Source organism: Hymenobacter cheonanensis (assembly GCF_030581075.1).
GTDB lineage: Bacteria > Bacteroidota > Bacteroidia > Cytophagales > Hymenobacteraceae > Hymenobacter.
The window spans coordinates 426,640-448,007 of sequence record NZ_JAUQSW010000001.1; the positions used below are offsets into that span (position 1 = coordinate 426,640).

Genomic DNA, 21,368 nt, shown 5'->3' on the forward strand with positions numbered 1-21,368 from the left:
CCGCGCCGCCCATCTGCCAGATGGGCGGCGTTGTTGTTTTTGGCCCCGGGCAACCGTGGCGGCTTTCGCGCTACATTCGCTTGGCAGTCGCCGTTTTACGCTTTTAAAGCCCCTGGCTATGGCCCCTAACTTCTTAGACCCTAGCGATAACAAAGCCCTGGTCAGCCGCCTGTTCAGGCTGATGCCCGACGCCCAGCGCCGCTGGGGCACCATGACGGCCGGCCAGATGCTGGTGCACTGCGCCGACCAGCTGCGGGTGAGCCGCGGCGAAAAGCCTGTGGCCTCGCTGCGCGTGCCGGGGCTGCTGAAGCCGCTGCTGAAATGGTATTTCGTCACGCGGCTCACGCAGTTCAAGCCGGGCATGAAAACGCTGTACGAGCTGGATGCGCAAAGCGGCATGACGCCGCCCGTGAGCTTTGCCACCGACCACGCCACGCTGCTTCGGCTGCTGGCGCCGGCCGGCTACCGCCCCGGCGGCATCGACCACCCGCTGTTTGGGCACCTGTCGGCGCAGGAATTTGGAGAAATAACCTGGAAGCACCTCGACCACCACTTGCGGCAATTCGGCGTGTAACCGTCGTTAGCAAGAGCTTTCCAAGCACACTATTACGTTGCCGTTCACCCGGCGGCGAATACTCTTTTCACTTAAGCAGACGGTTTATGCCCGATAAAATCTCCGTTGCTACGGCGCCCAGCTACGCCTGGGGGGCGGGCTGCACTGGCTGGCACCTGGTTAAAAATGAGGCGCTAGGCGTCATTCAGGAAACTATGCCGCCGGGCACGGCCGAAGTGCGCCACTACCACGCGCGGGCGCAGCAGTTTTTTTACGTGCTGCGCGGCGAGGGCACCTTTGAGCTGGCCGGCCAAACCCAGCAGCTAGGCCCCGGCGAGGGCCTCGAAGTGCCGGCCGGGCTGGCCCACCAGCTGCGCAACGAGGCCCCCGAGCTGCTGGAATTTTTGGTGGTTTCGACGCCCCACGCCCACGGCGACCGCGTGCTGGCGCCCGCCCCCACGCAACTTTCGTAGCCTGGCCGGTGCCTATAAAGCGCCGCTAGCCTTGCCCGGCTGGCGGCGTTTGTCGTTTCTTGCGATTTCTTATGAAAATTCTACGCCTCCTCCCCGGCCTGCTGCCCTTCGCCGCACTCGCTCAGCCCTCGGCCCCGCAGCCGCCTACCGACCCTAGCATTCAGCGCTGGGTAAACGAAGTGTCGGCCAAAAACCTGGAAACCGACGTGCGCAAGCTCGTCAGCTACGGCACCCGCCATACCCTGAGCGACACCCAGAGCAAGAAGCGCGGCATTGGCGCGGCGCGGCAGTACGTGTTCGACGAGTTTCGGAAATACAGCAAGGCCGGCGGAGGCCGCATGGTGGTGGAGATGGACACCTTCACGCTGAAGGCCGATGGCAAGCGCGTGGATAAAACTACGCTGATGGCCAACGTGCTGGCTACCATTCCCGGCACCGACCCTACCGATAAGCGGGTGCTCATTATGAGCGGCCACATCGACTCGCGAGTGACCGACGTGATGAACCGCACCGCCGATGCGCCCGGCGCCAACGACGACGCCAGCGGCGTGGCCGCCGTGATGGAGGTAGCCCGCATCCTGGCCGGCCAGAAGTTTCCGTGCACCATTAAGCTGGTGGCCGTGCAGGGCGAAGAGCAGGGGCTGCTCGGCTCGGGCCACCTGGCCGAGCGCGCCAAAAAGGAAGGCTGGAACGTGGTGGCGATGCTGAATAACGACATCGTGGGCAACTCGAAGGGCTACGACCCCGAAATCACCGACTCGCTGCACCTGCGCGTGTTCAGCGAGGGCGTGCCGGCCACCGAAACGCCCGAGCAGGCGCGCCAGCGCCGCCAGCTTAGCTCGGAGAATGACGCGCCCAGCCGCCAGCTGGCCCGCTACGCCCAAATGGCCGCCCGCCAGTACGTGAATGCCGGGGGCTACTCGGTGCTGCTCGAGTACCGGCCCGACCGCTTTTTGCGCGGTGGCGACCACACGCCCTTCAACCAGCAGGGCTTTGCGGCCGTGCGCTTCACCGAAACCAACGAGAACTTCAACCACCAGCACCAGGACCTGCGCACCGAGGGCGGTATTGAGTACGGCGACAAGCCCGAGTTTGTGGACTACCGCTACCTGCGCCGCACTGCCCAGGTAAACCTGGCCACCCTGGCCAGCCTGGCGCTAGCCCCCGCCGCCCCCCAGAAGGTGGAAGTGCTCACCGCCAAGCTCACCAACCGCACCGAGCTGCGCTGGCTAGCCCCGCAGGGCGGCCCCGCCCCCGCCGGCTACATTGTGCTGGCCCGCGAAACCAGCGCCCCGCAGTGGCAGCAGCGCTTCCCCGTCAGCGGCACTACCGCCGACCTGGCCATCAGCAAGGATAACTACATCTTCGGCGTGGTGAGCGTGGATGCCCAAGGGCACGAGAGCACGGCCGTGCTGCCGGTGGTGGGGCGGTAAACAGCACACAAACTTTTAGCATTGGTATGAGCTGGGATGTTTTTGTTTTCAAAGCAAACCGCGTAATCAGCGACATCAGCGATATCGAGGAAGAATTACTTGTGGATATCGGCACTTGGCAAGAGTTCAGGCAACTGCTGACTGCTCAGTTTCCTGAGGCTTCTTTCGATGATAACTGGTGCACAATTGGTGATGAGCAGACCAGTTTGGAAACCTCACTAGGACCACCTGATGAGAAAATGAGCAACACAATTTTTCATCTCTACGGCCCTAATGCTATTTACCTTTTAGCAGCTTTGTGCCAACGTAATGATTGGCAGGCTTTTGATACTTCTTTAGATGCAATGCTGAATCCTGATAAGCCAGATGTGAATGGTTATTTAAACTTTGCTGCTTACCTCGCTCAAATCAAGAAGGGCAGTTGATTCCGCTTCTGGCGCGAGTTTAGGCGCAGCCGTAACTCGTGCCAGCTCGTTCTGTGGGAGGCTGCGCCTCCCACAGAACGAGCTGCCAGCCCGACCCTAGCGGCACAACCCCACCTTGCCGCTAGCGCGGCAGTGGAGGTACAACCTCCACGTTATAGTCGGCACAAGTTACGGCTGCGCCTAAACTCGCGCCAGCAGGGTATAATACTAACACAAAACTCTTTACTACCTTCCTGCATGTCTGGCTCTCGAAACTTCCGTCGTATTCTGCTTGCCACCCTTGGCGTAGGCCTAGTGGCATGGCTGTGCTACCAGCCGGCAGCGGCCCAGCAGGCCGGCCAAATTGTGCGGGTGGCCCGCATCGTGGTAGATGCGGCGCAGCTGCCACAGTACAAGGCAGCGCTGAAAGAAGGCATGGAAACGGCAGTGCGCGTCGAGCCGGGTGTGCTGGCTTTGAACGCGGTGTACGAAAAGGAAAACCCCACCCATGTAATGGTGCTGGAAGTATATGCTAGTGCAGCGGCTTACCAGGCGCATTTGCAGACGCCGCATTTCAAAAAATATAAGGCTACTACCAAAGACATGGTAAAATCGCTGGAACTAGTTGATGTGGAGCCCATTGCTTTAGCGACGAAGGCAAAATAAAATCGCCGGCAAGGCAGCTCAACTAGCCGCTACCGGCAGTTTCCCTCCTATTCTAGTTCTTGACCCAACCTAGCTTGCGTTTTTCCCAATTTTTGTTTGTTCCCGCGGGGTTGCTGGCGGGGCTGCTGGCCGCCCCGGCGGCGCAGGCGCAGCAGCGGTTTCAGCCGGGCTACCTGGTGCTGGAGCGCGGCGACACGGTGCGCGGCCTGCTGGAGGCGCCCACCCGCAGCATGGCTACGCAGGGCGTGTACTTCCGCAAAAGCGCGGCCACCGAGCCCCAGTTCTACCCCATCAAGGCCGTGCGCAGCCTGCGCGTGGTGGAGGGCAAAACCTACGTGGTGCGCAAGATGCAGCCTATGATGGGGCACGATACCCTGCGCCTGTTTATGGAGCCCCTGGCGCAGGGGCGCGCCACGCTCTACCGCAGCTCGTATAATGCCCTGGCCAACGACCCGAATGCGGTGTTTGCCAACCAGCTTTCGTTTGCGTACTACTACATTGGGCAGGCCAGCACCCCCGGCCGGCCGCCTTACCTGCTGCAATCCAACACGTTCAGGAGCGATTTGCGCAGCTTGTTCAGCGACTGCCCGAGCGCGCCGGCCGTTTCGGGCAAGTTTACCGAGGACAACCTGACCCGGCTGGTGCAGCAGTACAATGCCTGCACCACCGGCCTCACGCGCTAGGCCGGCGCCGCCCCGCCCTGCCACCCACCCCCGCTTGCTTTATGGCTGCCGATTATACCCTCCAGCGCTTTCTCGACGCCCAGGCCACCGACTACCCCACGGCGCTGGCCGAGCTGAAAGCCGGCCGCAAGCGCAGCCACTGGATGTGGTACATTTTCCCGCAAATTCAGGGGCTGGGCTTCAGCGCCATATCGAAGCACTACGCCATCGGCGATGCGGCCGAGGCTGCCGCGTATGCCCGGCACCCGGTGCTGGGCCCGCGGCTGGTCGAGATTGCGACGGCGCTGCTGGGGCTAGCCAGCCGCAACGCCACGCAGGTCTTCGGCAGCCCCGACGACTTGAAGCTGCGCTCGTCGATGACGCTGTTTGCCGCCGTGCCGGGCGCCAGCCCGGTTTTTCAGGCGGTGCTGGATAAGTTTTTCGGCGGCACGCCCGATGCGCAAACCCTGCGGCGGCTGCGCTAGGAGCCCGCCGGCCTTCCCCAGGCGCAACCCCCGGAACGCCATGCCCCGGCAAGCGGCGGCCAGGTAAGCCCGGCGGCCCGGGGGTTGGCCGCCCTACTTTTTGCCGCCTACCTCGGCCAGCAGCTGCAGGTTGAGGCGGGTGTATTCGGCTTTGGAAACTTCGTTTTTATCGGTGCCGACCAGGTCCAGCGACTTGCGGGCGGCGGCGCCGGCCTCGGCATTTTTGCCCTGCTTTTGCAGCAGCCTGGCCTTCCAGTAGTAGCCGTAGTAGGCGTCGTTGGGGTTGGCCTTGTTGAACTCGTCGAGCCAGCCCAGGGCCGGGGTCAGGTCGGGCTGGTTGGAATTGTAGTAATACTGCGCGGCCGTGATGTAGGGCTTCTTCTCGCCCTTCATGGCCTCCTGAATCTGGGCCAGCACAATGGGGTCGGGGTTGGCGGTGAGGGGCAGGCTCACCTGGGTGCGCTCCCAGGCCAGGGTGAGGTCGGCGGCAGCGGGCTGCAGGTTTTCGAGGCTGAGGCGCAGGCTTTCCTGGGGGCTGGCCAGCCTGGTGGCCTTGGCCGTGAGGCGCAGCACATCGAGGCTTTGCTTGTAGGCGTAGGCGCCCCACTGGGCCGTGTCGCGGTTGAGGATAATGGTCCAGTCGGCCTTGCCCGGAATGGTGAGCAGCGCGTAGGTGCCGGCCTTCACGGGTTGGCCCGCCAGCTTCACTTCCTCACCAAAGCGAATTTTCGTCACCGTGTTGGCACCCGTGCGCCACACCTCGCCGTAGGGCACTAGCCCGCCAAAAGCCGTGCGGCCCCGCAGCGAGGGCCGCGAGTAACTCAGCTCGACAAACGAGGTGGAGAAGGCCTCGCGGGTTTTGGTGGCCGGGCTGGGCTGCGGCACGGTGAGCTTTACCTGGGCCTGGGCGGCGGGGGCTAGCAAAGCAGCCAGGGCCGCCGCCGCTAAAAAGAAAGCAGTTTTCATAGCCCCAAAGGTAGCGGCCGGGCCGACAGCCCGCGAGCAGCTTCGTCAGGCCGATGTGCTTGGGCGCGGTAGCCCTGGCCGGTGCCCGGCCGCTGCCCTGGCCCCCCGCCCGGCCCCGGCCCCGGCCCCGCCTGCGGCAGCACCGGGCAAGCGCTTTTTTTTAGCCGCAGGCAACCGCTGGCCCGCGCCATACATCTAAGGAGCCGAACGAGCTGCCCCGCATTTTTTTCCAGTCCGGCCTGTAACGTCTGCCCTAAGGGCCGGTATTCTGGTTGGCAAAGCACCGGGGCCAGGCGCCCGGGCTAGCTGGTCCCACATTTTTTTCAAGTTAAAAGCTTCATTTAAACGCCGTAGAGGCGGTTTTTGAAAATAATTTGAAACAGTACTATGCGAAACAAAGTACCTGTTGTAAGTTTGTTCTATCAAAAGCCAAGTACCATCTTACAACCTACTTCCTGGCCGCGCCTAGCTGCGGCTGCCGGCAAGTAGCCCTAGCCGCCAACCGGGCGGCTGGTTCGGGCCGGAAGCCTCTGCCGGCCGCCCCTTCCGACTAGCCCGCTAGTCAGCCCACACTCTTCCGCCTCGGTGCTGCTGCACCGGGCATCGCTTTTTCTTCTTCTCCACCGGAACCGCGGCCGGCTGGAAACGGAATCGCCATGCCCACGCCGAACCCTTCTTTTCTTCTTCGCGCCATGAACTTCTCGCTGAAAGTCAACTCGTTCCTCTTTTTGGCTACCCTGGGCCTGCCGCTGGGCCTGGCCGCCCAAACGGCCCCGGCGGCCGGCCGCGCCACCCTCAGCGGCACTGCCGTGGATGGCGGGGCCAAGGCCGAGCCGCTGCCCTTTGCCACGGTGCTGCTGCGCCACGCCGAGGCGGCCGATACCAGCCTGGCCGCCAGTGGCCAAACCGCCCTGGATGGCAAGTTTAGCCTGCCCCAGGTGCCGGCGGGCGCCTACCGCCTGCGGGTGCTGGCCCTGGGCTACCAGAGCCTGGCCCAGGCCGTGCGGGTGGCGCCCGGCCAGCCCAGCGTGGCGCTGGGGCTGCTGAGGCTGCGCCCGGCCACCCAGCAGCTGGGCGAGGTGACGGTGACCGGCCAGAAAGCCGTGGTGCAGCAGGAGCTGGGCAAGACGGTGATTAACGTGGAGAAAGACCTGAGCAGCGTGGGCGGCACCGCCGTGAACGTGCTCGAAAACGTGCCCGCCGTGGCCGTAGACGCCACCGGCACGGTGAGTTTGCGCGGCTCCTCGAACCTGACCATCCTTATCGATGGCAAGCCGGCCGGCACCAGCAACGGCGGCCCGGGCCCACGCCTCGACCAGATTCCGGCCTCCCAGATTTCGCAGGTGGAGGTGATGACCAATCCCTCGGCCAAGTACGACGCCAGCGGGGCGGGCGTCATCAACATCATTACCAAGAAGAACAAGAAGGAGGGCTGGAACGGCCAGGCAGCCCTGGTGGTGGGCAACGGCGACAAATACTCGCCCAGCCTCAGCCTGAGCCGCCACCACGGCAAAGCCACCTGGAACCTGGGCTACGACGGTCGCGACCAGATTTACCGCACCCGCTCTAACAGCCAGCAAACGGCCCTCATCAGCGATGGCACTACTACCAGCAGCCTCTACACCACCCAGGACGGCGCCGGCAGCCAGCACAACCGCAACCACAGCCTGAACCTGGGCCTGAACTACGACCTGACCAAGGAGCAAACCCTGAGCGTGAGCGTGCAGCCGCACTGGGAGCACGAAACCGAACTCGACAACCAGACCCTGACCCAGCAAACGGTGGGCTCGCCCACCACAACCACGCAGTACGGGCAGTCGGTGGCCGATGTGAAGGTGACGGTGCTCGAATCGTCGGCTGACTACCGCCACACCTGGGAGGCCCACAAGGGCCGCGAGCTGACCGCCAACGCCGGCATGGTAAAAATCGACGCCGACATTCCGGTAAGCCAGCTGATAACCGGCAGCGCCCAGCCCGCCGGCTTCCGGCAGCAGCAGCAGGTAAACGCCCAGATTTACTTCGGCCAGGTCGATTATACCCTGCCCAGCGCCGATGGCAAAGGCAAGCTCGAAACCGGCCTGCGCATGCAGGCGCTGCACAACACCGGCAGCACGGCCATGAGCAAGCCGACTTCGACCGACCCCAACGCCGAGTTTAAGCTTGACCCCACCAACTCGTTTGCCTACAACTTTACGCAGGTAATGCCGGCGGCCTACGTCACTTACTCGCAGCAGCTAGCCCACGGCTGGAGCGCCCAAGGCGGCCTGCGCACCGAGGGCACCTTTTTGAACGGCGGCGTGGAGAACAACACGGCTTCGGTAAACCGGCAGTACGTCAGCCTTTTCCCTTCGGCCACGGTGGCCCGCGAGCTGGGCAAGGAGCCCGGCCAGAGCCGCCTGCAATTCAGCTACGCCCGGCGCCTGAACCGGCCCGACTTCATGCAGCAGCTGCCCATCCAACTCTACCAGGACCCGCGCAACTACCGCCAGGGCAACCCGGCCCTGCTCCCCGAGTTCAGCCACAACCTCGAAGTGGGCCACCAGCTGAACCTGGCCAATGGCGCCAGCATCACGAACACGGTCTTCGCCCGCTTCACGCAGAACGCCATCCGGCGGATACGGGCCATCGATGACAGCGCCACGGTGCGCAACAACGTGGGCGTGGTAACCCGCGAAACCTACGACAACGTGGGCACCACCAACAGCTTCGGCCTCGAAACCACCTGGGCCCAGCCCCTGGCCAAGTGGTGGCGCGTGTCGGCCACCGGCTCGGTGTACTACTCGCAGATTGCCGCCAACGCCCTCAACACCGCCAACCGCGCCGCCCTGGCCGGCACCGCCCGGCTAGCCAACAACTTCACGCCCCGGCCCGGCCTCGACGTGCAGCTGACCGGCAACGTGCGCTCCGCAACCCTCACGGCCCAGGGCCGGCAGCTCGCCACCGGCAGCCTCGACCTGGCCCTGCGCCAGCGCCTGTTCAGCGAGCGCGCCGCCCTCACCCTGCGCGTGTCGGACCTGCTCAATACCCAGGTGCGCCGCACCGAAATCGCGACCCCCGAGCTGCAAACCTCGCTCTACAACAAGTTTGAGACCCGCGTGGCCTGGCTAGGCTTCACCTGGTACATCGGCGCCACCAAGGCCAAGGCCGGCCGCATCGACGCGGCCCCCAGCAGCGGCGGCGGTTTCGGCGGCTAGCCCCTTTCACCCCCCCTTTTTGGCGAGCAATCAACCAGGCGCCCCTAGCCATGCGGGGCGCCCCGGCTCGCTGTTGCCTCAACATTTTTTTCCAACCTCCCCCTTTTCACTTTCTGAGTCATGAAAATCAACGCTTTGTTGCTCGCCTCTGCGCTCCTGCTGCCCGCTGCCAGCGCCTTTGCCCAAGCCGTCGCCTTTGCCGCCCCCGAGGCCGACTTGCAGGAGCTGGTGGGCTGCTACTCAACTGCTAGCGCCAAGCTGGCTGCCCCGGCGGCTGGCACCGTTACCTACTTTGGAGTTGAAAATTCGCACGATGCCCGGCACGCGCAGTTTGCCCGGCTGCGGCAGGTTTTTGAGGCTAGCAAGCCCACGGTAGTGCTGTTCGAGAAGCCCGATATGGGCGTTGACAGCACCGAGGCCGCTACCATCGACCGGCTGGGCGAGTCGGGCTACGCCCGCTTTCTGGCCCAGCAGCACGGCGTGCGCACCGAGCGCCTCGACGACCCGGTGGCCGAATACGAGTACCTGCGCGCCCGCACCGACGCCACCCAGCTCAAGCTCTACTACCTGCTGCGCACCTGCCAGCAGTTTCGCCAGCGCACCGGCGCTTCCAAAGCCCTGACCAAGAAAGCCATGCAGCAACTGCTGGCTAACAGCGCCCTCTTCCTGCCCGGCACCGAAGGCGCGCTCCCAACCATGACGGCCTTCGCGGCGGCCTACCGCCAGCACTGCCCCACCGGCGGCCAGTGGTGGAAGCGCCCGCTAGGCACCCCGCCCGCCGAGGCCTTCGTGCAGCGCCTCGATGAGGACCTGCGCGCCTTCCGCGCCCAGCGCCTGGCCCGGCAGGTAGCCGCCCGCACCCAGGCCGGCGAGCGCGTGCTGGTGGTGCTCGACCGCAGCCACCTGCCGGCCCCGGCCACCTACGCCGCGCGCACGGCGGCCAGCCGCTAGCCCCGGCCCGCCCGATTGAAACGCAGCATCTGGCTGCTGCCCGCTGCCTGGCGCGAAGACTTTACAGGGCAGGGGGTGGCGGCGGGGTGTTGCGTTTTTTGGGTTGAAAGCCGGGCAGCACTTACCGGGGCTGCCGGCCCGCCGGCCGGCCGCTTTGCCCTAGCGCCGAAAGCTGATGCCCAGGAAATACTCCCTATCCACGGAGTGCGTAATGGGCAGGTGGGTACCAAAATCGAGCTGCACGTTGTCGCTGATATCAATCTGGGGCCCCAGGTTGATGGAGCTGCGCCAGGTGGCCTGGCGGGTGTCCCAGTAGCCTACCAGCTCCACGAAGGCCTGGATTACTTTCGTAAACTGATAGTCGGTGGTGAGCGTAGGCGTGAGCTGGTAGAAGTGCTGGCCGGCCTCGGGGTCGAAGAAAAAGTTGCTGGCCACCTGCCCGCCCATGCTCCAGGCCTTGGTGCACTGAAACACGCCCGTTAGCGTCAGGCCGGGCTCGTAGCCGCCATCGCCCACGGCGCCGCCGGTGGGCAGCTGCACGTAGCCCACCAGGCCTAGTGCGCCGCGGCTGTCGTCGTCGCCCAGCAGCGTGTGCTTGAGGCGCAGCGTTACGTCGCCCACGCCCCGGTGCAGCTGGTTTTGGTTGAACGGGTCCTGGCCCACCTGGCTGTCGTCGAAGTTGTGCGAGTAGGTGAACATATCGAGCGCCACCTGAAAATCGGTGCGGTCGGTGAGGCCGATTTTCGCCAGAAAGTGGTTCACGTACCAGTCGTGGCCGTGGGTAGGCCCCTCGCGGCGCGTAAGCAAGCGCAAGATGTCAGTTTCGTACTGAAAATGACCGGCATCCACCGAGTACGGGCTTTCGGTGATGCCGGGGCGGTCGGGCACCATGGGCCGCATGTACTGGCGCGGCGTGGGGTTAAGCAAGGTATAGTGGCGCTTATCGACCTTGATGGTGTCGTTGAGCAGCTTGCCGGACTGCGCGGCGGCGGGGCCGGCCAGGGTCAAAGTGCCGAGCAGGCAGGCATAAAAAGGGCGCATAAACAAGAGCTTGGGGTAGCACAAAGTGCCCCGCATACGTGGGCGGGGCGGCGGCGGCCAGGTTGCTCACGCGTGCTTCATCTGCGGGCCGGCGCTGGCCCAAACCTACCTTTGCGGCCGTAATGGAAAAACCCAGCATTCCGCAAGGCACCCGCGATTTTGGCCCGGCCCAGGTGGCCCGCCGCCAGCACATTTTTGGCGTCATCCGGCGCACGTTCGAAACCTTTGGCTACGCGCCGCTCGAAACCCCGACGCTCGAAAACCTGTCGGTGCTCACCGGCAAGTACGGCGACGAGGGCGACCAGCTACTCTTTAAAGTGCTGAATTCCGGCAACTTCCTGGTGAAGGAGCGCCGGGGCGAAATCACGCCCCTCGTCACGGCCGAGGACCTCGACGCCGGCCCCAAAGCCGTGCTGCCCAAAATTGCGGAGAAGGGCCTGCGCTACGACCTCACCGTGCCCTTTGCCCGCTACGTGGCCATGAACCGGGGCACGCTCACGTTCCCCTTCAAGCGCTACCAGATGCAGCCCGTGTGGCGCGCCGACAAGCCTCAGCGCGGCCGCTACCGCGAGTTTTACCAGTGCGATGCCGACGTGGTGGGCACCACCTCGCTGCTCTGCGAGGCCGAGATTGTGCTCATGATGGCGCAGGTGCTCAACGGGTTGGGCCTGGAAGACTACACCATCAAAATCAACCATCGGGGCGTGCTGCGCAATATTTACCAGGCACTAGGGGGCGAGGGCCAGGAAACTGACCTGTTCGTGGCCATCGACAAGCTCGACAAAATAGGGCGCGACGGCGTGAGCCGCGAGCTGCTGGCCAAGGGCTTTTCGGAACCCACCATCGACACGCTGTTTGCCCTGCTAGGGGTGGAAGGCGACTACGCCGAAAAGCTGGAGCGCCTCATGGTGGGCTTCGTGACGGCCGGCGTGGAGCCCGATGGCCTGCGCCCCACCGCCGAGAGCGAAGACGACGATGACGCGGCCTTTTACCGCGGCCTCAACGAGCTGGCCGAGGTGCGCGACCTGCTGCAAGCCAGCGGCTTCAAGCAGTTCGACCGCCTCGAATTTGACCCTACCCTGGCCAGGGGCCTGAGCTACTACACGGGCTGCATCTTCGAAGTCAAAATCAACAACGTGGCCATGGGCAGCGTGAGCGGCGGCGGGCGCTACGACAACCTCACCGGCTCGTTTGGGCTGCCGGGTGTGAGTGGCGTAGGCTTCTCGTTTGGCGTGGACCGCCTCTACGACTGCCTCGAAAGCCTCAACCTGTTTACCGAAACCGGCGAGACGCCTACTAGGGTGCTACTCACGCACTTCAACGCCGAGGCGGGCCGCGCCGCCCTGCCGCTGCTGGCCGAGCTGCGCGCCGCCGGCATCCCGGCCGAGCTTTACCCCGACCCTAGCAAGCTGCAAAAGCAGTTCAAGTACGCCGATGCCAAAGGCATTCCGCTGGTGCTGGTGCTGGGCCCCGAGGAGCTGGCCGCCGGCGTGGCGAAAATCAAAATCATGAAAACCGGCGAAGAAAAAACGCTGGCTATGAGCGAGGTAGTAACGGCGCTTACGGTGTGAGCCACCGTGCAGACCGGGCCGCGTGGTGGCCCACGGCCGTAGCCGGACTGCTAATGGCCGGTGGCTGCGGCTGGCTACTTCGAACCCTGCCGCCGCCGCCGCAACCCGCGCCGCTGGCCAGGGCTGCGGCGGCCCCACCAGCCGCCGCCACCGCGCAACCTGCCCCGGCCGCCGCCCCCGACACGATAAGGGCCACCGCCGATGCGGCAGCAGCCCCAGCGGTAGAGCCGCCGCAGGCAATTCCGGCCGATACGGCCATTCGTTTCGCCACCTACGACCCGCTGGCCGGCGACACCCTGGCCCGCCCCCTGCGCGAGCACCGCTACGTGGGCACGCTCGGCGGGCGGGTCATCGTGGTGCAGCTGTCGGTGGGGGCCCATTCGGTGGCGGGCAGCTGGTATTACCGCGCCGGCCGGCAGCCGCACGAGCGCAGCCTGACGCTGAGGCGGCAGCACGGCGGCCTGGTGGTGCTGGCTGAAGAAGAGAACCCCGATGCGCCGGCCGACGCCGACACTACGGCCGCCGAGTGGCAGCTGCGCTGGCCGCTGGGGCGGGTGCTGGCGGGCCAGCGGCGGGCCGTGCGCGGCGCGGGCTGGCTGGCTGCGCAGCTGCGCGAAGACTACTCCCAGGCAGTGCCCTACCAGCTGCTGCGCCTCACGGCGCACGGCAACTACTGCCCCGAAGAGCCGGGCCGCTCGCAGCCCTATTATTCAAGCCAGTTTATACGGGTATTGAGCGCCGACTCGCTGCGGCTAGCCCAGTGGCAGGCGCCGCGCCCGGCCGCCCGGCGCGACTCGCTGCGGCGCTGGCTGCTGAGCGAGTCGTGCCAGCAGGTGAGCCAGACTATTACCGTGACGCTCAACGACTACGGCCTGCTGTCCTACAACGAGTGGATGCAGGGTTATTACTACGGCGCCCACCCCGAGCACGACCAGACCGGCTTCATTATCGACCTGCGCACCGGCCGCGAGTGGCTGGCAGAGGAGCTGCTGCGCCCCGGTACCGAGCCGGCCTTACGGAAGCTGCTGGCCCGCCACCTGCGGCACGACTACCCCGAGCTGAACGAGGATGACAACTGGCACTGGCAAACCGTGCCGCCCCTGCCCGGCTCCTTCACCCTGACGCCCAGCGGCCTGTGCGCCGGCTACGGCGACTACGCCCTGGCCGCCTACGCGGCGAGCTACGCCAACACCACTACTATTCCGTATGCCGAGCTGCGCCCACTGGTGCGGCCCGGCACGCCGCTAGCCCGTATGCTGCGGGCACGGGGCCTGTGGTAGCCGGCCGCCAAGCCGAACTTTGCGGCCCTTCGTCGTTACTTCGCCGCTATGCCCGACCTCTCCCCTACGCAGCCGCTGACCTTGGCTAGCCTGGCCGCCATGCTTCAGGGCACCGAAACTGTGCGCCTGAGCCCCGAAGCCGAGCAGCGCATCAGCACCGGCCACGCCTACTTGCAGCAGCGCCTCGCCCCGGTAGCTAACCCCGACGCCGTTAGCAACCACGACCTGTTTGCCCGCCTGCCCGATGCCGGCCTGCCGCCCGACGCTCAAACCCAGTGGCAGGCCAACCTGCTGATGTCGCACGCCGCCGGCACCTGCCCCGAAGTGCCCACCACCCTGGTGCGGCGCATGCTGCTGCTGAAAGCCCAGAGCCTGAGCCAAGGCCACCACGGCGTGGCCCTGGGCACGGTGCGCCGCCTGCTCGATTTTTACAACCGCGATATCTGGCCGGTGGTGTACGAGCAGGGCTCGCTGGGGGCCTACGGCGACCAGGCTCCCCTAGCCCACCTGTGCCTGCCCCTGATGGGCCTGGGCGAAGTTAACTACCAGGGCTACCGCCTGGCCGCCGCCGATGTGCTGGGCCTCTTCAGCTGGGAGCCGCTGCCGCTGCGCGCCCAGGAGGGCCTGGCGCTGCTGGGGGGCAACCAGTTTATGCTGGCCTACACCACCGAGGCCGTGGAGCGCGCCACTCGCCTGCTGCGCGCCGCCGATAGTATTGCCGCGCTGTCGAGCGACGTGTTTGGGGCCTCGCCGGCGCCCTTGCACGAGGCCCTGCACCAGGCGCGGGCCCACGCCGGGCCCATGCTGGTGGCCGCCCGCCTGCGCCAGCAGCTGGCCGGCTCGGGCCTGCCAGCCCAGGCCTGGGCCAAAGCGGTACCGGCCCCCGACGACCCGCAGTCTTTTCAGTACGTGCCGCAGGTGCACGGGGCTAGCCGCGATGCCCTGGCCTACGTGAGCCAGGTGGCCGAAAACGAGTGCAATGCCGTAACGGGCCGGGCCCTTATTTTTCCGGAGCAGGACCTGCTGCTGGATGGCGCCAGCCTGCCCGGCCAGCCCCTGGCGCTGGTGCTCGACCACCTGGCCATGGCCGTGGCCGGGCTGGGCAGCTTTTCGGAGCGGCGCACGGCGCTGCTGGTGTCGGGCCAGCGGCAGCTGCCGCTGTACCTGGCGGCCGATGCGGCGCTCAACTTTGGGCTGCTGGCCTTGCCGCACTCAGCGGCTAGCCTCGTCAACCAGAACAAGCAGCTTTGCTCGCCGTCGTCGCTGGCCGAAAGCGGCCAAAGCAGCCACGGCCCCCTGAGCACCGGCGCCACGGCCGCTGCCGAAGCCCGCCGCGTGGTCGAAAACACCGAGCAGATACTCGGGATTGAATTATTGGCCGCGGCCCAGGCCCTTGATTTCCGGCGGCCCGCCCGCAGCAGCCCGGCCCTGGAGGCCGTGGTGGCCGCCTTCCGCGAGGTGGTTACCTTCGTGCCGCACGACCGGGTACTGGCGCCCGACCTGCACCGGGCCGCCCGCTTCGTGCGCGAGTACGATTGGGCCTAACACCAGCGTTGCTGTCGTTATGAAATCGCTTTTTCTGTTCCGGAAATTCTGGCTGCTGCTACTGCTGGCGGGGGCGGCGGCCCCGGCCGCGGCCCAGTGCGTTATTAACACGCCGCCGGCGGGCTGCCCGGTGCCATTTGTGGCCATCGACGTAGCCACCGGCCAGGAGGTGCAGGCGCTTTGCGTGGGCCGGCCGGTCCGGTTTCAGCCCGCCTGCGGGCGCACGGTAGCCGCCAACCTGCTGTATTACACGGCTACCATTACCTCGGGCAGCACCCTTACGCTGCCGCCGGGCTGCGACTTTCCGACTTATAAGCTGGTCAACAATACTTTCACGTCCGGCTCGGTCAACCTCATTACCATATCCGAGCTTTCGAACCCTAGCACCAGTGGGGGCACCGGCACCATCTACGCCCGCAATTTTCAGGTGTATGGCTCGCCGCCGCCGCTCATTACGGTGCAGGCCTGCGCCCGCAACACGGCTAGCCTGCTCATTACCGATAATGGCTACGACAGCTACTTCGCGCAGATTGATAGCGGGCCACTGATTGGGCCGCTCGCGCGGGGCACCGTGAGCCTGCCGGCCGCGGCGGGCAGCACCATCACGGTTACGGGCCACTACAACACCAATACGCTGTGCGGCGGCCAAACCTCGGCCGTAGTGCCGGCCCTGGTGGTGCAGCAGCCGCGCATTCCGACCCTAACCGTGCAAGGCCCCCTGCCCGGCCCTATTGACTTTACCTTCAGCGGCCTGCGCCAAAACACCACGACCGTGCTGCTGGCCAACCTGCTGCAGGTAGCCGACCCGGCTACCCCCACGCGGTTCCGTGCAGTAGTGGGATTTGCCGCGCCCACAACTTACTCACAGACAGGGTTTCAAGGCCTGTATCGCCTGGCGAATTATGACCCCTGCGGCCTCGACTCTACTTTCTCGGAGCCCGTGCCGGCTATTAACCTCACGGCGGCTTCGGCCAATAATGTGAACACCGTGAGCTGGCTGGCCTTCGGCCCGGTGGCTAGCTACACGCTGCTGCGCAATGGCACGCCGCTGGCTACGCTGCCCGCCGGCACCAGCCACTACGACGATGCGGGCGTGGCCTGCGGCACCCGCTACACCTACCGCCTGCAAACCACCACCGTGGGCGGCAGCACGGCGCTCTCCAGCGAGGTGGCCGTGCAAACGGTGTCGGCCCTGCCCCCGCCCCCGCCGCTGCTCAATGCCAGCTTCGATTTGCAGAACCGCCTCACGCTCACGGCCAGCCAGGCCAGCGGCGCGGCCCTGGCGGCGGGCGGGCAGCTGCGCTACAGCCGCCAGGGCGGCCCCGGCGCCCTCGACTTTGCGGCCGTGCCCACCGCCACCGACACCCTGCGCGACCCCGCCCCCCTGGCCACCCTGCTAGCCGCGCCGCCCTGCTACACCGTGCGCCTGCAAGATGTGTGCGGCAACGCCGCCGTCGCTAGCCTCCCCACCTGCCCCAGCCTGCTCACCGTGGTGGCCGCCGACCCGGAGGGCCTTACGGCCCGCCTGAACTGGTCGGCCTTTCGGGGGCCTGGCGGCGCGGCCAGCGTGAGCTACCGGGTGCTCACGCTAGCCCCCGATGGCACGGTGCTGGCTACCTCGGCCGCACTCACGGGCCTGAGCTACCTCGACGCCAACCCGCCCATCGACCGCCAGATTGTGCGCTACCGGGTGCAGGCCAGCGGCGGCGGGCTGCCGGCCGGCACCGTCAGCTACTCCAACGTGGCTAGCCTGGTGCGGCAGCCGCGCCTCATCGTGCCCAATGCGTTTACGCCCAATGGCGACGGTCTCAACGACGTGCTGGAGCTGAAAGGGCGCTACCTAAGTGGCTTTACTTTCGTAGTAATTGACCGCAACGGGCAGGAAGCCTTCCGGGCCACCGACCGCAGCCAGACCTGGGACGGCACCATCCGGGGCCATGCCCCGGTGAATGCGGCCTACGTGTGGCGCTTTACCCTGCGCGACGAGGCCGGCCAGGATTTCACCCAGACCGGCACCGTGACGATTTTGAAATAACTTTTTTCGGCGCCCGCTTTTTACGCAGGCACCACCAAAACCCTTCCGTTCATGAACGCTCCCGAGCAAACCCCGGCCTACGCCGCCACCTACCACCTGGGCCAGTACCAGCCGGCCGTGCAGGCTGAAATCGACACGCTTAACAGCCAGGATTTTACCACCCGCTTCTGGCACAAAGATGCCACCCTCTGGACCCAGGATGCCGAGGCCCAGCAGAGCGTGCGCAGCTTCATGGGCTGGCTCGATAGCCCCGAGGTGCTGACCAAGGCCGTAGGCGAAATCGTGGGTTTCGTGGCCGATGTGAAGGCCGCCGGCTTTCAGCACGTGGTGGTGATGGGCATGGGCGGCAGCACCATGGCGCCCATCGTGTTTGAGCGCTCGTTCGAGCAGCAGGGCCTGCCGCTCTCCATTCTCGACACCACCGACCCCGGCACCGTGGCCGAGCTAGAAAAGTCGATTCCGCTGGCACACACGCTGTTTATCGTGGCCAGCAAGTCGGGCACCACAGCCGAGCCGCTGGCTTTCGGCGATTACTTCTACGACAAGGTAAAGGCCATTAAAGGTGACAAGGCGGGCGAAAACTTCGTGGCCATCACCGACCCGGGCTCCAAGTTTGTGACCCAGGCCACGCAGGAAGGCTACCGCAAAATCTTCCTCAACTTTGCCGAGGTGGGCGGGCGCTTTTCGGCCCTCACGTACTTTGGCCTGGTGCCGGCGGCCCTCTACGGCATCGACATTGCGGCCCTGCTGCACGGCGCGGTGGAGATGATGCGCGCCTGCGGTGCCCACGGCCCCGTGGCCGACAACCCCGGCCTGCAGCTAGGGGCCGCCATTGGCGTGCTGGCCACCCAGGGCCGCGACAAGCTCACGCTCATCACCCCTGAGTCGCTCAGCAGCCTGGGTTTGTGGCTGGAGCAGCTGCTGGCCGAAAGCACCGGCAAGGAAGGCAAGGGCATACTACCAGTGGCCGGCGAGCCGCTGGGCCGCCCCGACGAGTACGGCACCGACCGCGTGTTTGTGTACGTGGGCTACGAAAGCGAGCCCGACCAGACCAGCCTCGACAAACTGACGGCCCTGGAGCAGGCCGGCCACCCGGTTATTATCATTCGCCTGCGCAATGCCCTGGATTTGGGCCGCGAGTTCTACCGCTGGGAAATCGGCGTGGCCGTGTCGGGCATCGTGCTAGCCATCAATCCCTTCGACCAGCCCAACGTGCAGGCCGCCAAAACGGCCACCGATAAGCTGATGAAGGAAGTAACCGAGAAAGGCCAGCTGCCCAGCCCCGGCCAGCCCGCCGCCACCCAGGATGGCGTGGCCTACTACGGCGACGTAACCGGCGCCGATGCCGCTGGCGTGCTCCAGGCGTTCTTCCAGCAGGCGCAGCCCGGCAACTTTATGACGCTGCAAGCCTACCTGCACGAAACCGACGAGCTGAACCAGGCCCTAGCCGAAATTCGGCAACTGGTGCAGGACAAGCTGCGCATTGCCACCACCTCGGGCTACGGCCCGCGCTTTCTGCACTCGACCGGCCAGTACCACAAGGGCGGCCCTAACACCGGCCTTTTTGTGCAGTTCACTGCCGACCACCCGCAGGACTTGCCGCTGCCTGGCCGCACCTACACCTTCGGCACTTTCGAGAATGCCCAGGCCCAGGGCGACCTCCAGGCCCTGCGCGACAACGGCCGCCGCGCCCTGCACATTCACCTCGGCCCCAACCCCGCCCAGGGGCTGCACACAGTAGTGGCTGCGCTGAAAACTGCCCTGGCCAAGCTGGGCTAGCGGTGCGGTAAAAAGCCGGACAACGCGGGTCGGGGCTTGAGCGTAGGAAGGCCGTCTGGCTGGTGTAGTATCTCGCTTACCAGGCGGGCGCCCGCCGCGCCCACCCATCCCTACTTGTTCACTTTTTCCCTTCCCACCATGCTCACTACTACTGCAAAGCGGAGTTTTTTAGCGGCTGGCACGCTGCTGCTGCTGGCCGGGAGCCTGCAGCAAGCCCTGGCCCAATCGCCCACCACGGGCGGCCCCACGCCCCAAAGCCCCACCGCCACCGAGGTGCCGCTCGATGGCGGGGCTTCGCTGCTGCTGGCGGGCGGCGTGGCCTACGGGCTGCGCAAGCTGCGCCAGCGCCGCCGCCGGTAGCCCGGGCAGCTGCACCTGTTGCGCTTACACGCCCACTCTAGTGCGCTAGGGTGGGCGTTTTGCGTAGCGGGCCAGCCAGGCCGGGTTTGAACTAATTTTGCCCGGTCAGGTTGCCCTATTACCCGGTTGGGGACGCTTCGTTACTTTTAATTCAACCTGTTTGCGGCGCGCCGCGAACACCTTATTTTACGACTATGGCATTCGACATGATGGGCATGATGGGCAAGGTGAAGGAGCTGCAAGACAAAATGCAGCAGGCCCAGGCACAGCTGCAGCACCTCACCGCCACCGGCGAGGCGGGCGGCGGCCTGGTGAAAGCTACCGCCAACGGCCACCGCACCCTGACCAAGCTCGAAATTGACCCCTCGCTGCTCACGCCCGAAGACCGCGAAATGCTGCCCGACCTGGTAGTGGCCGCCGCCAACAAGGCGCTGGAAGCCGCCGCGGAGCTAGCCAAAAATGAGCTGCAACGCCAAACCAGCGGCCTGATGCCCAATATTCCGGGCTTCGACATGAGCAATTTTGGTGGCTGAGCTGCCCAGCTTGCATACGCTACATAAGGTGCAGCTGCTTTTTGCCAAGGCAGCGCCGCCACGGCCAACCTCTTGACTTCTACCAACAACCTAGCTTGTACCGATGTCGCCATTGTAATTCTGAATTACAATGGCGAACATTTTTTGCGGCAGTTTTTGCCTGGCGTGCTAGCCCAGGCCGATGGCGCGCGCGTGGTGGTGGCCGACAATGCCTCCAACGACGACTCGGTGCCGTGGCTACGGCGCGAGTTTCCGCAAGTCGAGCTGCTCCAGCTTACCGAAAACCTGGGTTTTTGCCGCGGCTACAACTACGCCCTGGAAGAAATTCGGCACGCTAGCCAAGCCCCCGCGCCGCGCTACTACGTGCTGCTCAACTCCGATGTGGCCGTGCAGCCGGGCTGGCTGCCACCGCTGCGGCAGCTGCTCGAAGCCAACCCCGCTGTTGCCGCGGCCCAGCCCAAGCTGCTGGCCCACGCCGAGCCCACGTTTTTTGAATACGCGGGGGCTGCCGGGGGCTACCTCGATTGGCTGGCCTATCCTTTTTGCCGGGGCCGGCTTTTTGATACCCTTGAGCGCGACCGGGGGCAGTACGACGACCCGCGGGCCGTGGGCTGGGCCAGCGGGGCCTGCCTGCTGGTGCGCGCCGAAGCGTGGCACCAGCTGCACGGCCTCGAACCGGCCTTCTTCGCCCACATGGAGGAAATCGACTTTTGCTGGCGCGCCCAAAATGCGGGCTACGAGGTGTGGTATGCCGGTGGGGCCAGCGTGGTGCACCACGTGGGCGGCGGCACCTTGCCCAAATCCAGCCCGCGCAAAACGTACTTAAACTTTCGCAATGGCCTGGCCTTGCTTTACAAAAATGCGGCTCCCGGCGAGCTGGCCCCGGCTTTTGCGTTGCGGCTGCTGCTCGACTGGGTGGCCAGCCTGCGCTTTCTGCTGGCCCGCAACTGGCCCGAGGCCAAGGCAGTAGGCCGGGCGCACTGGCATTTTTTTCGCGATTTTGCGTATTGGCAGGAGCGCCGCCGGCTAGCCCGGCCGCGGCTGCGGGTGCGCGAGCGGGCGGGCACCTACGCTGGCAGCGTGGTGTGGGCATACTTCGCCCAAGGCCGCAGGTACTTTACCGACTTACTTTTTTAGTAGCTTACAAATCCCACACCGTGCTGCGCTGCTGGCGCCAGGCGCGGCGGATATTCATCCAGAACACCCCGGCGAAATACAGCACAATGGGCGAGCCGAAGGTGAAGAAAGAAGCGTAGACGAACGACAAGCGAATACTGCGCGTGCTAAAGCCCCAGCGCTGCCCCAGCGCCGAGCACAGCCCAAAAGACTGCGCTTCGATATAGTCGGTAAGGCGGTTCATAGCGGAAGGTTTAGGCGGCGTGGTGCAACTTTGCCGGGCTAAGATACAACCTAACCGGCGGCAAACGTTAAGGCTGC

Annotated in this window: 20 protein-coding genes; 17 read left to right on the forward strand and 3 right to left on the reverse strand. The window is 65.4% G+C overall.

What is annotated here, in order from left to right; all coding sequences use genetic code 11:
- The first annotated feature begins 118 nt into the window (after positions 1-118).
- From Q5H89_RS01860 to Q5H89_RS01890, 7 genes are all read left to right on the forward strand, one after another.
- Positions 119-574 carry a DUF1569 domain-containing protein gene (locus Q5H89_RS01860; protein WP_305017587.1) on the forward strand — a complete coding sequence of 152 codons (456 nt, stop codon included), beginning with the start codon at positions 119-121 and terminating at the stop codon, positions 572-574.
- A gap of 86 nt (positions 575-660) precedes the next feature.
- On the forward strand, positions 661-1,026 hold the full coding sequence (locus tag Q5H89_RS01865; RefSeq protein ID WP_305017588.1) for a cupin domain-containing protein: 366 nt from the start codon (positions 661-663) through the stop codon (positions 1,024-1,026).
- 71 nt (positions 1,027-1,097) lie between these two features.
- A complete protein-coding gene (locus Q5H89_RS01870) occupies positions 1,098-2,459 on the forward strand; it encodes a M20/M25/M40 family metallo-hydrolase (RefSeq protein WP_305017589.1) in 1,362 nt (453 codons plus the stop codon).
- Positions 2,460-2,485: 26 nt separating this feature from the next.
- Positions 2,486-2,884, forward strand: a complete 399-nt coding sequence (locus Q5H89_RS01875) for a hypothetical protein (RefSeq protein ID WP_305017590.1) — start codon at positions 2,486-2,488, stop codon at positions 2,882-2,884.
- Positions 2,885-3,121: 237 nt separating this feature from the next.
- A complete protein-coding gene (locus Q5H89_RS01880; protein ID WP_305017591.1) occupies positions 3,122-3,529 on the forward strand; it encodes a putative quinol monooxygenase in 408 nt (135 codons plus the stop codon).
- A 92-nt stretch (positions 3,530-3,621) separates the two neighbouring features.
- Positions 3,622-4,212: a hypothetical protein gene (locus Q5H89_RS01885; RefSeq protein ID WP_305017592.1), complete on the forward strand. Its 591-nt coding sequence runs from the start codon at positions 3,622-3,624 to the stop codon at positions 4,210-4,212.
- A gap of 41 nt (positions 4,213-4,253) precedes the next feature.
- Positions 4,254-4,676, forward strand: coding sequence for a DUF1810 domain-containing protein (locus tag Q5H89_RS01890; protein ID WP_305017593.1), 423 nt, complete (start codon positions 4,254-4,256; stop codon positions 4,674-4,676).
- 93 nt (positions 4,677-4,769) lie between these two features.
- Here the strand turns inward: Q5H89_RS01890 and Q5H89_RS01895 are convergent, their stop codons facing one another.
- On the reverse strand, positions 4,770-5,642 hold the full coding sequence (locus Q5H89_RS01895; protein WP_305017594.1) for a DUF2911 domain-containing protein: 873 nt from the start codon (positions 5,640-5,642) through the stop codon (positions 4,770-4,772).
- Positions 5,643-6,334: 692 nt separating this feature from the next.
- Here Q5H89_RS01895 and Q5H89_RS01900 point away from each other — a divergent pair.
- Together Q5H89_RS01900 and Q5H89_RS01905 are read left to right on the forward strand one after the other, a co-directional pair.
- Positions 6,335-8,836 carry an outer membrane beta-barrel protein gene (locus Q5H89_RS01900; protein ID WP_305017595.1) on the forward strand — a complete coding sequence of 834 codons (2,502 nt, stop codon included), beginning with the start codon at positions 6,335-6,337 and terminating at the stop codon, positions 8,834-8,836.
- A 120-nt stretch (positions 8,837-8,956) separates the two neighbouring features.
- Positions 8,957-9,787, forward strand: coding sequence for a hypothetical protein (locus Q5H89_RS01905; protein ID WP_305017596.1), 831 nt, complete (start codon positions 8,957-8,959; stop codon positions 9,785-9,787).
- A gap of 159 nt (positions 9,788-9,946) precedes the next feature.
- Here Q5H89_RS01905 and Q5H89_RS01910 read toward each other — a convergent pair whose 3' ends face one another.
- On the reverse strand, positions 9,947-10,828 hold the full coding sequence (locus Q5H89_RS01910; protein WP_305017597.1) for a transporter: 882 nt from the start codon (positions 10,826-10,828) through the stop codon (positions 9,947-9,949).
- A gap of 122 nt (positions 10,829-10,950) precedes the next feature.
- Here Q5H89_RS01910 and hisS point away from each other — a divergent pair, with 122 nt between their 5' ends.
- The 8 genes from hisS to Q5H89_RS01950 all read left to right on the forward strand — a co-directional run bounded on the left by hisS (position 10,951) and on the right by Q5H89_RS01950 (position 21,068).
- On the forward strand, positions 10,951-12,399 hold the full coding sequence (gene hisS / locus Q5H89_RS01915; protein WP_305017598.1) for a histidine--tRNA ligase: 1,449 nt from the start codon (positions 10,951-10,953) through the stop codon (positions 12,397-12,399).
- Entirely contained in the window at positions 12,396-13,679 is a 1,284-nt protein-coding gene (locus Q5H89_RS01920) for a hypothetical protein (protein ID WP_305017599.1), read from the forward strand. Before hisS ends, Q5H89_RS01920 begins: the two co-directional genes overlap by 4 nt.
- Positions 13,680-13,727: 48 nt before the next feature.
- The gene (locus Q5H89_RS01925) at positions 13,728-15,224 is read left to right on the forward strand and encodes an HAL/PAL/TAL family ammonia-lyase (protein ID WP_305017600.1); all 1,497 of its coding nucleotides are present in this window, start codon (positions 13,728-13,730) and stop codon (positions 15,222-15,224) included.
- Between the two features lie 19 nt (positions 15,225-15,243).
- Entirely contained in the window at positions 15,244-17,259 is a 2,016-nt protein-coding gene (locus Q5H89_RS01930; RefSeq protein WP_305017601.1) for a T9SS type B sorting domain-containing protein, read from the forward strand.
- 51 nt (positions 17,260-17,310) lie between these two features.
- On the forward strand, positions 17,311-19,038 hold the full coding sequence (locus Q5H89_RS01935) for a hypothetical protein (protein ID WP_305017602.1): 1,728 nt from the start codon (positions 17,311-17,313) through the stop codon (positions 19,036-19,038).
- A gap of 138 nt (positions 19,039-19,176) precedes the next feature.
- Positions 19,177-19,398: a PID-CTERM protein-sorting domain-containing protein gene (locus Q5H89_RS01940; protein WP_305017603.1), complete on the forward strand. Its 222-nt coding sequence runs from the start codon at positions 19,177-19,179 to the stop codon at positions 19,396-19,398.
- Positions 19,399-19,592: 194 nt separating this feature from the next.
- Positions 19,593-19,931 (forward strand): YbaB/EbfC family nucleoid-associated protein, encoded by a 339-nt coding sequence (locus tag Q5H89_RS01945; RefSeq protein WP_305017604.1) that lies wholly within the window; start codon positions 19,593-19,595, stop codon positions 19,929-19,931.
- A 72-nt stretch (positions 19,932-20,003) separates the two neighbouring features.
- A complete protein-coding gene (locus Q5H89_RS01950) occupies positions 20,004-21,068 on the forward strand; it encodes a glycosyltransferase family 2 protein (protein ID WP_305017605.1) in 1,065 nt (354 codons plus the stop codon).
- 4 nt (positions 21,069-21,072) lie between these two features.
- Here Q5H89_RS01950 and Q5H89_RS01955 read toward each other — a convergent pair whose 3' ends face one another.
- Positions 21,073-21,291, reverse strand: a complete 219-nt coding sequence (locus Q5H89_RS01955; protein ID WP_305017606.1) for a PspC domain-containing protein — start codon at positions 21,289-21,291, stop codon at positions 21,073-21,075.
- Between the last annotated feature and the right edge of the window lie 77 nt (positions 21,292-21,368).

Coding starts and splice junctions, on each gene's coding strand:
- Q5H89_RS01860 (WP_305017587.1), top strand. CDS start 119: ATGGCCCCTAACTTCTTAGACCCTAGCGATAACAAAGCCCTGGTCAGC.
- Q5H89_RS01865 (WP_305017588.1), top strand. CDS start 661: ATGCCCGATAAAATCTCCGTTGCTACGGCGCCCAGCTACGCCTGGGGG.
- Q5H89_RS01870 (WP_305017589.1), top strand. CDS start 1,098: ATGAAAATTCTACGCCTCCTCCCCGGCCTGCTGCCCTTCGCCGCACTC.
- Q5H89_RS01875 (WP_305017590.1), top strand. CDS start 2,486: ATGAGCTGGGATGTTTTTGTTTTCAAAGCAAACCGCGTAATCAGCGAC.
- Q5H89_RS01880 (WP_305017591.1), top strand. CDS start 3,122: ATGTCTGGCTCTCGAAACTTCCGTCGTATTCTGCTTGCCACCCTTGGC.
- Q5H89_RS01890 (WP_305017593.1), top strand. CDS start 4,254: ATGGCTGCCGATTATACCCTCCAGCGCTTTCTCGACGCCCAGGCCACC.
- Q5H89_RS01895 (WP_305017594.1), bottom strand. CDS start 5,642: ATGAAAACTGCTTTCTTTTTAGCGGCGGCGGCCCTGGCTGCTTTGCTA.
- Q5H89_RS01900 (WP_305017595.1), top strand. CDS start 6,335: ATGAACTTCTCGCTGAAAGTCAACTCGTTCCTCTTTTTGGCTACCCTG.
- Q5H89_RS01905 (WP_305017596.1), top strand. CDS start 8,957: ATGAAAATCAACGCTTTGTTGCTCGCCTCTGCGCTCCTGCTGCCCGCT.
- Q5H89_RS01910 (WP_305017597.1), bottom strand. CDS start 10,828: ATGCGCCCTTTTTATGCCTGCCTGCTCGGCACTTTGACCCTGGCCGGC.
- hisS (WP_305017598.1), top strand. CDS start 10,951: ATGGAAAAACCCAGCATTCCGCAAGGCACCCGCGATTTTGGCCCGGCC.
- Q5H89_RS01925 (WP_305017600.1), top strand. CDS start 13,728: ATGCCCGACCTCTCCCCTACGCAGCCGCTGACCTTGGCTAGCCTGGCC.
- Q5H89_RS01930 (WP_305017601.1), top strand. CDS start 15,244: ATGAAATCGCTTTTTCTGTTCCGGAAATTCTGGCTGCTGCTACTGCTG.
- Q5H89_RS01935 (WP_305017602.1), top strand. CDS start 17,311: ATGAACGCTCCCGAGCAAACCCCGGCCTACGCCGCCACCTACCACCTG.
- Q5H89_RS01940 (WP_305017603.1), top strand. CDS start 19,177: ATGCTCACTACTACTGCAAAGCGGAGTTTTTTAGCGGCTGGCACGCTG.
- Q5H89_RS01945 (WP_305017604.1), top strand. CDS start 19,593: ATGGCATTCGACATGATGGGCATGATGGGCAAGGTGAAGGAGCTGCAA.
- Q5H89_RS01955 (WP_305017606.1), bottom strand. CDS start 21,291: ATGAACCGCCTTACCGACTATATCGAAGCGCAGTCTTTTGGGCTGTGC.